The 13,029-nt window shown below is 64.1% G+C and carries 17 protein-coding genes; 11 read left to right on the forward strand and 6 right to left on the reverse strand.

All coding sequences use genetic code 11. From position 1 onward, the window contains the following. Positions 1–53 precede the first annotated feature (53 nt). The 5 genes from argJ to NKJ78_RS20460 all read left to right on the forward strand — a co-directional run bounded on the left by argJ (position 54) and on the right by NKJ78_RS20460 (position 3,203). Positions 54–1,295: a bifunctional glutamate N-acetyltransferase/amino-acid acetyltransferase ArgJ gene (gene argJ, locus NKJ78_RS20440; RefSeq protein WP_023733658.1), complete on the forward strand. Its 1,242-nt coding sequence runs from the start codon at positions 54–56 to the stop codon at positions 1,293–1,295. Positions 1,296–1,324: 29 nt separating this feature from the next. Beyond that, complete coding sequence (locus NKJ78_RS20445; protein WP_023713717.1) at positions 1,325–2,074, forward strand: GNAT family N-acetyltransferase; 750 nt, start codon at positions 1,325–1,327, stop codon at positions 2,072–2,074. Continuing rightward, positions 2,071–2,487, forward strand: coding sequence for an 8-oxo-dGTP diphosphatase MutT (gene mutT / locus NKJ78_RS20450; protein ID WP_023685791.1), 417 nt, complete (start codon positions 2,071–2,073; stop codon positions 2,485–2,487). Before NKJ78_RS20445 ends, mutT begins: the two co-directional genes overlap by 4 nt. Positions 2,488–2,584: 97 nt before the next feature. Next, positions 2,585–2,893, forward strand: coding sequence for a hypothetical protein (locus tag NKJ78_RS20455; RefSeq protein WP_352459764.1), 309 nt, complete (start codon positions 2,585–2,587; stop codon positions 2,891–2,893). Positions 2,894–3,020: 127 nt separating this feature from the next. Further along, positions 3,021–3,203: a Flp family type IVb pilin gene (locus tag NKJ78_RS20460; RefSeq protein ID WP_023672984.1), complete on the forward strand. Its 183-nt coding sequence runs from the start codon at positions 3,021–3,023 to the stop codon at positions 3,201–3,203. Between the two features lie 12 nt (positions 3,204–3,215). Here the strand turns inward: NKJ78_RS20460 and NKJ78_RS20465 are convergent, their stop codons facing one another. Then, positions 3,216–4,088 (reverse strand): methyltransferase domain-containing protein, encoded by an 873-nt coding sequence (locus NKJ78_RS20465; RefSeq protein ID WP_023733657.1) that lies wholly within the window; start codon positions 4,086–4,088, stop codon positions 3,216–3,218. Between the two features lie 72 nt (positions 4,089–4,160). On the opposite strand from NKJ78_RS20465, the gene NKJ78_RS20470 reads away from it, so the two are divergent. From NKJ78_RS20470 to NKJ78_RS20485, 4 genes are all read left to right on the forward strand, one after another. Beyond that, complete coding sequence (locus NKJ78_RS20470) at positions 4,161–4,946, forward strand: ComF family protein (RefSeq protein WP_196814971.1); 786 nt, start codon at positions 4,161–4,163, stop codon at positions 4,944–4,946. A 22-nt stretch (positions 4,947–4,968) separates the two neighbouring features. Beyond that, on the forward strand, positions 4,969–5,250 hold the full coding sequence (gene grxC / locus NKJ78_RS20475; RefSeq protein ID WP_023672982.1) for a glutaredoxin 3: 282 nt from the start codon (positions 4,969–4,971) through the stop codon (positions 5,248–5,250). Positions 5,251–5,336: 86 nt separating this feature from the next. Then, positions 5,337–6,203, forward strand: a complete 867-nt coding sequence (locus NKJ78_RS20480) for a carbon-nitrogen hydrolase family protein (RefSeq protein ID WP_023672981.1) — start codon at positions 5,337–5,339, stop codon at positions 6,201–6,203. Further along, on the forward strand, positions 6,200–6,625 hold the full coding sequence (locus NKJ78_RS20485; protein ID WP_023672980.1) for a DUF1178 family protein: 426 nt from the start codon (positions 6,200–6,202) through the stop codon (positions 6,623–6,625). The genes NKJ78_RS20480 and NKJ78_RS20485 overlap by 4 nt, the downstream gene beginning before the upstream one ends. A gap of 4 nt (positions 6,626–6,629) precedes the next feature. Here the strand turns inward: NKJ78_RS20485 and NKJ78_RS20490 are convergent, their stop codons facing one another. Then, complete coding sequence (locus tag NKJ78_RS20490) at positions 6,630–7,115, reverse strand: MarR family winged helix-turn-helix transcriptional regulator (protein ID WP_023701431.1); 486 nt, start codon at positions 7,113–7,115, stop codon at positions 6,630–6,632. 101 nt (positions 7,116–7,216) lie between these two features. On the opposite strand from NKJ78_RS20490, the gene NKJ78_RS20495 reads away from it, so the two are divergent. Beyond that, the gene (locus NKJ78_RS20495) at positions 7,217–8,107 is read left to right on the forward strand and encodes a DMT family transporter (protein ID WP_023693996.1); all 891 of its coding nucleotides are present in this window, start codon (positions 7,217–7,219) and stop codon (positions 8,105–8,107) included. 87 nt (positions 8,108–8,194) lie between these two features. On the opposite strand, the gene NKJ78_RS20500 is transcribed toward NKJ78_RS20495, so the two are convergent. The 4 genes from NKJ78_RS20500 to NKJ78_RS20515 all read right to left on the reverse strand — a co-directional run bounded on the left by NKJ78_RS20500 (position 8,195) and on the right by NKJ78_RS20515 (position 11,522). Continuing rightward, a complete protein-coding gene (locus NKJ78_RS20500) occupies positions 8,195–8,527 on the reverse strand; it encodes an MmcQ/YjbR family DNA-binding protein (RefSeq protein WP_023685781.1) in 333 nt (110 codons plus the stop codon). A 23-nt stretch (positions 8,528–8,550) separates the two neighbouring features. Continuing rightward, on the reverse strand, positions 8,551–9,300 hold the full coding sequence (ubiG, locus tag NKJ78_RS20505; RefSeq protein WP_023672976.1) for a bifunctional 2-polyprenyl-6-hydroxyphenol methylase/3-demethylubiquinol 3-O-methyltransferase UbiG: 750 nt from the start codon (positions 9,298–9,300) through the stop codon (positions 8,551–8,553). 84 nt (positions 9,301–9,384) lie between these two features. Continuing rightward, positions 9,385–9,684, reverse strand: coding sequence for an antibiotic biosynthesis monooxygenase (locus NKJ78_RS20510; protein ID WP_023685779.1), 300 nt, complete (start codon positions 9,682–9,684; stop codon positions 9,385–9,387). After that, a complete protein-coding gene (locus NKJ78_RS20515) occupies positions 9,681–11,522 on the reverse strand; it encodes a CHASE3 domain-containing protein (protein ID WP_023737468.1) in 1,842 nt (613 codons plus the stop codon). Before NKJ78_RS20515 ends, NKJ78_RS20510 begins: the two co-directional genes overlap by 4 nt. A 245-nt stretch (positions 11,523–11,767) precedes the next feature. Here NKJ78_RS20515 and NKJ78_RS20520 point away from each other — a divergent pair, with 245 nt between their 5' ends. Next, on the forward strand, positions 11,768–13,021 hold the full coding sequence (locus NKJ78_RS20520) for an aspartate kinase (RefSeq protein ID WP_023685777.1): 1,254 nt from the start codon (positions 11,768–11,770) through the stop codon (positions 13,019–13,021). The last annotated feature ends 8 nt before the right edge of the window (positions 13,022–13,029 follow it).

The following is a 13,029-nucleotide window of genomic DNA, read 5'->3' on the forward strand; positions in this document are numbered from 1 at the left end:
CTATCGGGCAAACCGGCCTTCGCCTAGCGTTTTTCCGTCGCCCGAGGTCCCCAATGTCCGCAACGATTTCGCCGCTCGCGCCGAAGAAATATCCCAAAATGCCTGCCATTGAGGGCGTGCGCATCGCCACCGCAGAGGCCGGGATCAAGTACAAGAACCGTGCCGACCTCTTGGCCATGGTCTTCGATGCCGGCACAGCGGTTGCCGGCGTGTTCACGAAGTCGAAATGCCCCTCGGCGCCGGTCGACTTCTGCCGCGAGAACCTTGGCGCCGGCAAGGCGCGAGTGCTGGTGGTCAATTCCGGCAACGCCAACGCGTTCACCGGCAAGAAGGGCCGCGCCTCCACCCAACTGACCGGCGAGGCCGCGGCCAAGGCCGCAGGCTGCACGCCAGGCGAAGTGTTCCTCGCTTCTACCGGGGTAATCGGCGAGCCGCTCGACACCACCAAATTCAGCCATTTGCTGGCCGGACTGGTCAAGGACGGCAAGCCGGATCTGTGGACCGAGGCGGCAAAGGCCATCATGACAACCGACACCTATCCGAAAGTGGCGACAGCGACGGTCAAGCTCGGCGACACCGACGTCATCATCAATGGAATCTCCAAGGGCGCCGGCATGATCGCGCCCGATATGGCGACTATGCTGTCCTTCATCGCCACCGATGCGCCGATCGCCGCCCCCGTGCTGCAGGACTTGTTGTCGCGCGGCACCGCCAAGACCTTCAACGCCGTCACCGTCGACAGCGACACCTCGACCAGCGACACGCTGCTGTTGTTCGCCACCGGAGCCGCTGCCAAGCGCGGCGCGCCCGCCATCAGCGATCCCAAGGATGCGCGTCTCGGCGCGTTCCGCCGGGCGCTGGGCAAGGTGCTCAAATCGCTGGCGCTGCAGGTGGTGCGCGACGGCGAGGGCGCCCGCAAGCAGGTCGAAGTCACCGTTACCGGCGCCAAATCGGCGCGCTCGGCCAAGCGCATCGCGCTGTCCATCGCCAATTCGCCGCTGGTCAAGACGGCGGTTGCCGGCGAGGACGCCAATTGGGGCCGCGTCGTCATGGCCGTCGGCAAGGCCGGCGAGCCGGCCGATCGCGACCGGCTGTCGATCTGGTTCGGCGACAACCGTCTGGCGCATGAGGGCGAACGCGACCCGGGCTACTCCGAGGAAGCGACCTCGGCCTATATGAAGCGCGACGACATTCGCATCCGCGCCGATATCGGTATCGGCCGCGGCAAGGCGACGGTGTGGACCTGCGACCTCACCAAGGAATATGTCGCCATCAATGGCGATTACCGGAGCTGATGGAGTTGGCTTCCAGGCATCCGGCAAGCATGCTGGCCATCGTGCGCCGCTACGAGGCGGCGGGTTTTCGCGCCTGGCCGGCGGCGGCCGTGCATTATGACGGCACCTGGGTGGTGCGGCTGACAGCCGGCCATCCGGCCAAGCGGCTGAACTCGGTCAACCCGCTCGATCCCGGCGACACCCAGCACATTGCCGAGCGCATCGGCCGCGCCAGCCGGCGCTTCGACGCCTATGGCAGGCCGCTGACCTTCCGCATCTCGCCGCTGTCGGGGCCGGACCTGGCCAAGCATCTCGACAATGAGGGCTGGAGCACATTCGACGAATCCCTGGTGATGCGGCTGCCGCTGGCGGACGCGCAACTGGCGCCGGCCATGGACCAGATTCCGCTGAAGGATATCAGCCGCTTTCTCGGCGCGTCGCTCAAGGTCAGCGGCTCGGATGCATCGCTGCGGCCCGGTCTTTCGGAAATCATCGGCGCTATCCAACCCGAAGTCGGGCTGTTTGCGCTGGAGGAAGGGGCCGACCCTCTGGCGGTGCTGATCTGCGTCCATGACGGCGATCTTGCCGGTCTGTTCGAGATCGCCACCGCCAAGTCGGCGCGCAATCAGGGCCATGGCCGCAACCTGATCCTGTCGGCGCTGAAGTGGGCGAGGCTGCGTGGCGCTCGCGAAGCCTGGCTGCAGGTCGAGGCCGGCAATGCGCCGGCGCTGGCGCTCTATCGCTCGCTGGGCTTCGACGAAGTCTATCGCTACCACTATCGCCGGCCGCCGGGCGCATGAGCGAGATCACCGGCAAACGCCTGCTGCTGGTCGCCGCGTGCGCGCTGGTCGATACCGATGGGCGGGTGCTTCTGGCGCAGCGGCCCGAGGGCAAACAGCTTGCCGGCCTGTGGGAATTTCCCGGCGGCAAGGTAGAGCCAGGCGAGACGCCGGAACAATGCCTGATCCGCGAACTGCAGGAAGAAATCGGCATCGAGACTGACATTCCTTGCCTGGCGCCGCTCACCTTCGCCAGCCATTCCTATGATGATTTCCATCTCCTGATGCCCCTGTTCGTCTGCCGCCGCTTCCGCGGCATCGCGCAGCCCAGGGAAGGGCAGGCGTTGAAATGGGTGCGGCCAAAGCAGATGCGCGACTATCCCATGCCGCCGGCCGACGCGCCGCTGATCCAGTTCCTCATCGACCTGTTGTGATACAAAGCCATTTCGCGGTCTGATCTAGCCAGCGTTAATGGAAGATTTATCTCGTCGTGAAAAATTGCGGCAAAGCGGGTTCGCGGGGAGCGATTGCATGAGCCTCGACAGGGAATGGCACTCGATCCGGCCAGATCGCAGCTTTCGCGCCGCCGGCGTCGGCTTATTGCGCGTCACGCTGTTGTTCGGCTCGGCCGCAGTGGCGCTGGCGCTGATCGCGGTCCCCGTGCTGGACAACCAGACGCGATCATCCAGCCGCGATGCTCTTGCAGGCGGTCTCGACCCGATGAGCACGGGTTCGATCGGCTCGCGGGCCACCTATACGCTGCGCAGAAGCGTGCTGCAGCCCTCACCGAGCTCAGTCTGCATCATCCGCGCCGACGGCCAACGGAGCGGCGACTGCTGACCAACAAGGTCGACACCAGCTTGAGAACTTCCTCAACGCAGGCCCATTTCACAGCCTGTTAAGCTTGTGCCGTTAACCTTTCTTAACAGGTGGGCGATATGGTCGGGGATGAGAGGGATCGACGATCATGAAGCCATTGCTGCGCCGATTTTTGCAGGACGAAACAGGCGCCACGGCCATTGAATATGGCCTGATCGTTGCGGTGCTGTCGCTTGCCATCGTCGGGGGTGTCGGCAAGGCCAGCAATGCGATCCAGTTTCTGTTCAGCGACAACAACAGCAGGCTCGCAAACGCCTTCGCCGAGCACTGATCCGGAGCGCCGTCACCGCCCGCCGGGGTTTTCCAGTATCGTCTTCAGCGAGACCTTCGCCGAACCCGGTTTCAAGGGCTTTTGCTGCGAGGCATCGGGCGCCCAGCCCGACATCCAGACGATGGAAAAGCTTGCCCTGATGCGGCCATCAGCGTCCGAAAAGCGTTCGGCATAGATTTCGGCGGCACGGGTAAAAAGCTTTCGCGCTCCCGGTCGCCGGCTGCGATCAGTCAGCGCGCTGGTTTCGCCCATCGCCCTGAGATCGGCAATGAGGTCGAAGAGGGTATCGTAGCGGACGGTCACCGTTTCGACGTCGGCCACCGGCAGCGCCAGTCCGGCGCGCTGCAGCAGTGCGCCGGCGTCGCGAACATCGGTGAAGGGGATGACACGCGGGCTGGCGCCGCCATAGAGTTCGGTCTCGGCGGCGAGCAGGCTTTCGCGCAATTCGGAAAGAGTGCCGGCGCCGGCAAAGGCGCCGAGGAAAAGCCCGTCGGGCCGCAGAGCGCGGCGGATCTGCACCAGCATGCCGGGAATGTCGTTCATCGCCTGCAACGACAGAAGTGAAACGACGAGGTCGAGGCTTTCCGGCTGGAACGGCACTGTTTCCAGCGGTGCTATCAGCCCTGGCCGGCCGTCCAGAAACGCTGGATCTGCCTCGACGCGCACGATCTCCGCTGCCTTGCCGCTTGCAGCGACCACGTCCGTTGCGTCCGGCGTCTGGCAAAACAGCACCGCGGCCTTGCCGAATTTCCGCTCGACCGCGCCGAGCCGGTCGGCAAGGTCTTCCGCCGCCCGCCGCATCAGAAAATCCGCGCCGGCTACGGGGTGGGCCAGCGCCCTGCGCTTGCGCACCAGCCAAAGTTCAGTATCGATGATCGGCTGCAACGGTAGACATCCCTGTTTGTCCGTCTAGTGATATCCTGGCGCGGACGACAAAACCACGTGGCCGATCCGGTGATGGAGATCAAGAGCCTCGCTCAAACCATGTTGAAACTGGCCATGTTGGACTGGCCGGCGCGGATGCTGTTCCCGCCGGTCTGTGCCGGCTGTCGCAGGCACGTCTCGCAACCCGGCGTTTTGTGCGGTGCCTGCTGGCCGAAACTCAGGCTGCTGGAGCGGCCATGGTGCGCGGTGATGGGCACGCCATTCACGCACGATATGGGCGAGGGATTCCTGTCGGCCGAGGCGATCGCCGATCCGCCGCCGTTCGAGCGGGCGCGGGCGGCCGTGGCCTATTCAGGTGTCGCCCGCCAGATGGTGCAAGGTCTGAAATACCAGGATCGCACCGATCTGGCGCCGTGGATGGCGCGCTGGATGCTGCGCGCCGGCGCTGAGCTAATTGCAGACGCCGATGTCGTCGTACCGGTGCCGCTGCACTGGCGGCGCTTCTTTCGCCGGCAGTTCAACCAGTCGGCGGAGTTGGCAAGGGCGGTTGCGCAGCTTAGCGGGCTGCCTTTCTCGCCCTCGGCGGTCCGGCGCGTCAAGCTCACGCGCCAGCAGGTCGGGCTGGAGCGGCAGGAGCGCGAGGCCAATGTCCGCGCCGCCTTCCGTGTGCCTGCGGAAGCCGAAATCGAGATCACTGGGCGCCGCGTGCTTCTGGTCGACGATGTCTACACCACCGGCGCCACCGTGCGCTCGGTCGCCAGGGCGCTGAAGAAGGGCGGCGCCGGAGCGGTCGATGTGCTGACCTTCGCGCGTGTCCTGCCGGGGGACTTTCGGGCCGACGAGTCCGCGACTATATAAGGTCGAGGAAAGGCACGGACCGATGCTCGATGTGACGATTTACACCCGTATGATGTGCGGCTATTGCGCGGCGGCCAAGCGGCTGCTCGACCGCAAGGGCGTCGCCTACACCGAGCATGACGCTTCGTTTTCGCCGGAATTGCGCCAGGAAATGATTTCGCGGGCGCATGGCCGCTCGACCTTTCCGCAGATTTTCATCGGCGACACGCATGTCGGCGGCTCCGACGACCTCCACGAGTTGGAGGCACGGGGGCAGCTGGATAGGCTGCTTGCCAACGGCTCGACGACAAAGAGCGGTTCGTAGCGCCGCTCTATGTCTTTGTTTTTACGCAATTCCGGACGGAAAACCGTTACATACTTTTCCTGGAATTGCTCAAAGAGGACGTGACGATGGGTATTTTCAAGGCGGCGGCGATCCAGATGCGTTCGGGCGAGAGCCCCGAGCGCAACGCGGTCGATCTCGAACGGCTGGTGCGCGAAGCGGCAGGCCTCGGTGCAACCTACATCCAGACCCCGGAAATGACCGGTGCGCTGATCCGCGACAAGGAAGCCAGGGCTGCTTCCTTCACCTTGGAAGACAAGGACATCGTCGTGGCGGCCGCGCGCAAGCTCGCCAGCGAACTCGGCGTCTTCCTGCACATCGGCTCGACCGCCATCCTGCGCACCGACGGCAAGCTCGCCAACCGGGCGCTGCTGTTTGGGCCGGACGGCGCCACCCTTGCCACCTACGACAAGATCCACATGTTCGATGTCGACCTCGACAATGGCGAGAGCTGGCGCGAATCCGCCGCCTATGAGCCGGGCACCGAGGCCGTCGTCACCGAGATCGACGGCGCTAGTCTCGGCTTTGCCGTCTGCTACGATCTACGCTTTCCACAGCTGTTCCGCGCCGAGGCGATGGCCGGCGCCGACCTCTTGTCGGTGCCTGCCGCCTTCACCCGCCAGACCGGCGAGGCGCACTGGCATGTGCTGCTGCGAGCCCGTGCCATCGAGAACGGCGCCTATGTGGTTGCTGCAGCACAAGGTGGCCTGCATGAGGATGGCCGCGAAACCTATGGCCATTCGCTGATCGTCGACCCATGGGGTCGAATTCTCGCCGAGGCCGACCATGACGATCCGGAGGTGATCATCGCCGAGATCGACACGGCGCAGTCGTCGGCCGCGCGTAAGAAAATCCCCAATCTCAAGAACGCGCGTGATTTTGCCGTCAATGCCGGCGCAGTGGAAGCGCCGCGGCTCAGGGGCGCGGCTTCGTGATCCGCTTTGCCCTGATCTGCGAGCACGAGCACGAATTCGAGGGCTGGTTTCGCAGCAATGACGATTTCGACACGCAGAAGAAGCGCGGCTTCGTCGATTGCCCGAGCTGCGGCTCGCACAAGGTGCAAAAGGCGCTGATGGCGCCAGCCGTCTCCACAGCGCGGAAGCAGGAAACAATTGCGCTGGCCATGGGCGAAACCCAGAAGCAGGCGCTGGCGCAGCTGAAGGCGATGGCCGAGAAGGTGCGCGAGAATGCCGACTATGTCGGCGACAAGTTTGCCGAAGAAGCGCGCAAGATCCATTTCGGCGAGAGCGATGCGCGCGGCATCTATGGCGAGGCGACGTTGGACGAAGCCAAGAGCTTGGCCGAGGATGGCATCGATTTCATGCCGATCCCGAGTTTTCCAGAGGAGCGCAACTGAGCGATCAGCTGGCGCTATCGATCAATTTGCCAAGCAACTGAGCCAGTGCTCCCCGCTCCGTGCCGGTGAGCCCGGCAAGGATTTCATGCTCGTTGGCGACGTGGGCGGTCACGGCCTCATCGATCAAGGCCAGACCTTTTTCGGTCAGTTGCACGACAATGCCACGCCGGTCGTTGGGGTGCGGGCCGCGCAGGATCAGTCCGGCCTTCTCAAGCCGGTCGAGCCGGTTGGTCATGGCCCCAGAGGTCACCATCGTCGCCTCGTATAGAGCGGTCGGTGTCAGCGCGTAGGGCTGGCCGGAGCGGCGCAGCGTCGCCAGCACATCGAATTCGCCGGCCTGCAGTCCGAAACGGGCAAACAGCGGGGCGAGGCGCTCGCGGGCGATTAGCGACGAGGCTTCGTTCAGCCGCCCAAGCACCAGCATTGGCGACACCTCCAGGTCCGGCCGTTCCCGCTTCCATTGCTCCACCGCCTTTGCCGCGCGATCCATTTGTCTCACCGCTAAGTATCTTGACGTTAAGAATCTTTGTGGTATGCTACCTCAAGATACAGTTTCGACCCAGTGCCGCAAGTGAGTGACGGGACCATCCGATGAAATTTCTCTGGGAATCGGCGCTTGGCCTGCTGGTCGTCACCGGCGGCCTGCTCGGCCTGACCCTGCCGTTCGGCAAGCTGGCGACGGCTGCCGGCGTTCCGGCCATGGTCTGGGCCTTCGTCATCTCGTTCGGCGCCGGGGGCGTGCTGCTGTGCGCGTTGCTCGCGAACGGCGAGCGCATGCGGCTCACCTCGCACAGACTGCGCTATTTCTTCATCACCGCCGCCGTGTCCTACGCCGTGCCCAATCTGCTGATGTTTTCGGCTATCCCGCATCTCGGCGCCGGCTATACCGGCATCATGTTCACGCTGTCGCCGGTCATCACACTGGTGTTTTCGATCCTGCTCGGCGTTCGACGGCCAAATACGCTCGGCAGTATTGGTATCGCCGTCGGCTTCATCGGCGCCGTCATGGTGGCGGTGACGCGCGGCGAGGCCGGCCAGCCGGCCGATGTCTACTGGGTGCTGGTCGGACTTTTGATCCCGGTCAGCCTTGCCGCCGGCAATATCTATCGCACCGTCGACTGGCCCGAAGGCACCGGTCCGATCGAACTGGCCGTCGGCAGCCACCTGGCCTCGGCGACGCTGCTGCTGATCGGCATTCTCGCGCTGTTCGGCGTCGGCGCTTTCGCCCCGCTCAGGGCCGTGCCGCTGGTTGTCGTGGCGCAAGTCGCTTCGGCCTCGGCGATGTTTGCCTTCTTCTTCCGGCTGCAGGCCGTGGGCGGTCCGGTCTATCTCAGCCAGATCGGCTATGTGGCGGCGGCCGTCGGCCTGTTTGCCGGAACCATCTTCCTCGGCGAGCACTACCAGTTGCTGACTTGGGCCGGCGCGGTGATCATCACCATCGGCGTGATCATCACCACCAAGGCGCAGAGCCAGAAGGCATAGGGTCTTTGGTTTACGCAATTCCCTAGGCAAAGCGCTATGCGCTTTTCCCGGGAAAACCGCTTCACACTTTGCTCGAACTGCTCAAGCTCAAATTTGGCTCGCGTCGAGGCGCTTCCGTAGCGCCGGCGGGGCGACGTTTCGCCAGGCCGTCCGAACTGCGCTGCGGAATGTCTGTTCGTCGCAGGCTTCGAGCATGATCGACGTCCATCCCTTTTGGCCCCAGCCGCCTGTCACGGGCCTGAAAACCGATGGCTCAGCCGCGGCCATCATCTCTTGCTGGTCGCGGTCGAGCTTGACGACAGCACGGTCGGCTTCGGGCAGCGAGACGAAGATACGGTTGCGGACGCGGAAGTCAGCCTTGCCGAAATGCGATTGCTCGACCGTTTCGGGCAGATCGAGCGCCAGCTCTCGGGCCCTCATAGTGTCCACGGCCGCCCCTTCGTTCAGACCGATCGTTTTTCCGCCAGCACCATATAGTTGACGTCCATGTCCTTGGAGCGTGCCCAGCGGTCGGCGAGAGGATTGTAGGTCACGCCGGTACGGTCGATGATGGTCATGGCGGCGCTGCCGAGCGCCTTTTCAAGCTCTTCGGGCCGCACCAGCTTGCCGAACTGGTGGGTGCCGCGCGGCAGCCACCGCAGCACATATTCGGCGCCGATGATGGCCAGGCCCAGTGCCTTCAGCGTGCGGTTGATGGTAGCCACGAACATGATGCCGCCGGGCTTGACCATCTCGCCGCACTTGCCGATGAACAGGTCGACATCGGCAACATGCTCGACAACTTCCATGTTGAGGACGACGTCGAATTTCTCGCCGGAATCGGCCAAATCCTCAGCGGTCGTAGCGCGATAATCCACCGTCACGCCGCCTTCGGCCGCGTGCAGCTTCGCCACCTCGATGTTGGTTGCCGAGGCGTCGGCGCCGACCACTTCGGCGCCAAGCCTTGCCATCGGCTCGCACAATAACCCACCGCCGCAGCCGATATCGAGGAAACGCAGGCCTTCGAACGGCCGCGCCGCCCGCGGATCGCGGCCAAAGCGCGCCGCCACCTGGTCCCGGATATAGGCAAGCCGGACCGGGTTGAATTTGTGCAGCGGACGGAATTTGCCGTTCGGGTTCCACCATTCGGCGGCAAGCGCGGAAAAGCGTTCCACTTCTCCGGCATCGATTGTCGATCGTCGGGCCTCTGGCATGGGGCGGGTCTCCTCGGACGCTAGGAAGTCGGGTGCCGGGGCAAGAAAGTCAAGGACGGTTTTTGCGACTGCTGGCTAGTCGACCTATGGCCTCGAGATCACAATTGCCGAATGTTCCATCGCAACACTTGCGGGATCGATGGCCCGCATCGCTTCGCAATCGCCGATCTCGGCCATGATGCGGCCCGCGGCGGCGAGAGCCTGCTCGCGACTTCGCCAGCGCACCACATCGACCCATCCGCCATCGTCCCGCCGCGCCAGGCAGCGGTTTACGAAACCAGGTTGCCGCGCCAGCCAGTCGGCGACCAGGTTGTTGGCGGCGGCAAAGGCCGCTTCCGCTCCAGGCTTGAGGCGAAAGGTGACGATTTCCAGGGTCTCGGTCATCTTGCGTCCAGCACGTCGCGCAATTTCGCCGCCAGCTGCTCGATGGTGAAGGGCTTGGCCAGGAAATGCACGTCATGGTCGAGCACGCCATTGTGGACGACGGCGTTCCTGGTGAAGCCGGTGGTGAAGATCACCTTCAGCTTCGGCATGCGCGCCAGCGCCTCCTCGGCGAGCTTGCGCCCATTCATCACCGGCATGACGATATCGGTGAACATGAGCGCCACACCAGGGTTGTCGCCCAGCTTTTCCAGCGCTTCCTGGCCGCTTGCGGCATGAATGACGGTGTAGCCGAGTTCGCGCATGGCATCCGTGGTGGAAGCCCGCACGCGTGGATCGTCCTCCACGACAAGGATGGTTTCGGTGACCGGCACGGCAGGATTTCCGGCTCGTTCCGAAGATATGGCGGCCTCTTCCGGGCCGAAGAAGCGCGGCAGGTAGATCCTGATCGTGGTGCCTTGGCCGGGTTCCGAGTAGATCTTGACGTGTCCGCCGGACTGTTTGACGAAGCCGAACACTTGGCTCAGCCCGAGGCCGGTGCCCTTGTCGACCGGCTTGGTGGTGAAAAATGGCTCGAAAGCCCGCTCCATGACGTCCGCCGGCATGCCGGGGCCGGTGTCGCTGACCGCGATCATCACATACTGGCCGGCTTTGACCTCGGCATGGGTGGCGGCGTAGCCCTCGTCGAGGTGGCTGTTGGCGGTCTCGATGGTCATCTTGCCGTCCTCGCCCATGGCGTCGCGCGCATTGACCGCCAGGTTGAGAATGGCATTTTCGAGCTGGCTCGGATCGGCATGGGTCTTCCACAGGCCGCCAGCCAGCACGGTTTCTATGCGGATGGTTTCGCCGAGCGCCCGCCGAAGCAGGTCCGACATGCCGGTGACCAGACGATTGGCGTCTACAACCTGAGGCGCGAGCGGCTGCTGGCGCGAGAAGGCAAGCAGCCGTGACGTCAAGTTTGCGGCCCGGGTCGCCGCATCGGTCGCCGCTTCGATGAATTTCATGATGTCGTGCTCGCCCCGCGCCAGCTTGCGCTGGGCAAGGTTCATGGCGCTGATGATCACCGCCAGCATGTTGTTGAAATCGTGGGCGATACCGCCGGTCAGCTGGCCCACAGCCTCCATCTTCTGCATCTGGCGGATCTGCGATTCGGCCTTTTCACGCGTCTGGATTTCGTTGCCGAGCTCGATGTTCTTGCGCATCAGCTCTTCCTGGGCGATCGCCACTGCGCGGAACCGGCGGCGCGAAAGGCGAACCGTGTAGGCGCCAAGCAGGAAGATCGCCAGCAGCGCCGCTATCGAGCCGATGCGCAGCCAGTTTTCGACCCGGTCGGTGTGGGCGTCGCGCGCCGCGATGGCTGCGCCGCCAATGCGCCGGATCGTGTCCATGCTGGCCCGGATCTGGTCCATGGCGGCCTTGCCCTGGCCGCTGCGGACCAGTTCCAGAGCTTTTGCCGCATCGCCGCGATCGTAGAGTGCAATCGTCTCAGCCAATTCGGCCTGGTTTTGTGAAAGCGCGTCCTTGACGTGGTTGATCTGCTGTACGAGTTCGTCGTCCGGGGCGGTCATGCCGTCGATGCGGGCAAGCTGGCCCGGAATGGCGTCGACCGCCTGCCGATAAGGCTGGAGGTAGGATTTCTCGCCGGTCAGGAGATAGCCGCGCTGGCTGGTCTCGGCCTCCTGAGCCATCGCAAGCAAACCGGAAAGCAATTCCTGATACTCGACCGCCTCGCGCGCGGCCTCACGATTGGCTCTCTGGGTCTCGACCAGCACGGCGCGTGTGCCGACGATCAACGCCAGCACGGCGAAGCCGATGAACAGCGGCAGCGATTGCCACCGCATGGCGCGTCGAAGGCGAACAATCATTCGATATGCCGGACCAAAAGGAGTTTCCCGCGGGCAGCATTTGGTAAGCGGCGGCGGGGCCGAACGCAATATGCCTCGATCCTGAAGCCGGCATCCGCCGCCAGCCTTGCGAAACCGTGATCATTTGGCTAAGGAGGCGCGCATTCAGCGGCCGGCTTCTGTCGAGCGCTTACTTCCCCTTTCGGTCCTGGGCCGGCTTCAGTCAAAGGCATTTCGCTTCCATGGCGCGCATCGTGATGAAATTCGGCGGAACCTCCGTCGCCGACATCGCCCGCATCCGCAATGTGGCGCGTCACGTCAAACGCGAGGTCGACGCCGGCCATGAGGTCGCTGTCGTGGTTTCGGCGATGGCGGGCAAGACCAATGAACTGGTTGGCTGGACGCGCGAAGCCTCGCCCATGCACGACGCGCGCGAGTATGACGCCGTGGTCGCCTCGGGCGAGCAGGTGACTGCCGGCCTGCTGGCGATCACACTGCAGAATATGGGCGTCCATGCCCGCTCCTGGCAGGGCTGGCAGATCCCGATCAAGACCGACAACGCGCATGGCGCGGCGCGCATCCTCGACATTGACGGCGCGTTCCTGATCAAGCGCTTCGGCGAGGGCCAGGTGGCTGTCGTCGCCGGCTTCCAGGGCATCGGCCCGGACAACCGCATCGCCACGCTCGGCCGCGGCGGCTCCGACACAAGCGCGGTGGCCATTGCCGCGGCGGTCAAGGCCGACCGCTGCGACATCTACACCGATGTCGACGGCGTCTACACCACCGATCCGCGCATCGAGCCGAAGGCGCGGCGGCTCAACAAGATTTCGTTCGAGGAAATGCTCGAAATGGCCTCGCTCGGCGCCAAGGTCTTGCAGGTGCGCTCGGTCGAGCTTGCCATGGTGCACAGGGTGCGTACGTTCGTGCGGTCGTCCTTCGACGATCCCGATGCGCCCGGAATGGGGGATTTGCTCAATCCTCCGGGAACGCTCATTTGCGACGAGGAAGAGATCGTGGAACAGCAGGTCGTCACCGGAATTGCCTACGCCAAGGACGAAGCGCAGATTTCTCTGCGCCGCGTCGGCGACCGCCCGGGCGTTGCCGCCGGCATTTTCGGCCCGCTGGCCGAGGCCAACATCAATGTCGACATGATCGTCCAGAACATCTCAGAGGACGGCAAGTTCACCGACATGACCTTCACCGTGCCCTCCGGCGACGTGGACAAGGCGCTGGCCGTGCTGGAGCGTCTGAAGGCTTCGATCGGCTATGACGTGGTGCAGTCGGAAGCCGGCATGTCGAAGGTTTCGGTCATCGGCATCGGCATGCGCAGCCATGCCGGTGTGGCCGCCACCGCTTTCAAGGCGCTGGCCGACAAGGCGATCAACATCCGCGCCATCACCACCTCCGAGATCAAGATTTCGATACTGATCGACGGTCCCTACACGGAACTCGCGGTTCGCACTTTGCATTCCGTGTACGGTCTGGATAAGCAGTAGCGAGAGCG

The sequence above is a fragment of the Mesorhizobium sp. M0037 genome (genome assembly GCF_040323635.1).
In the GTDB taxonomy this organism is placed as follows: domain Bacteria; phylum Pseudomonadota; class Alphaproteobacteria; order Rhizobiales; family Rhizobiaceae; genus Mesorhizobium.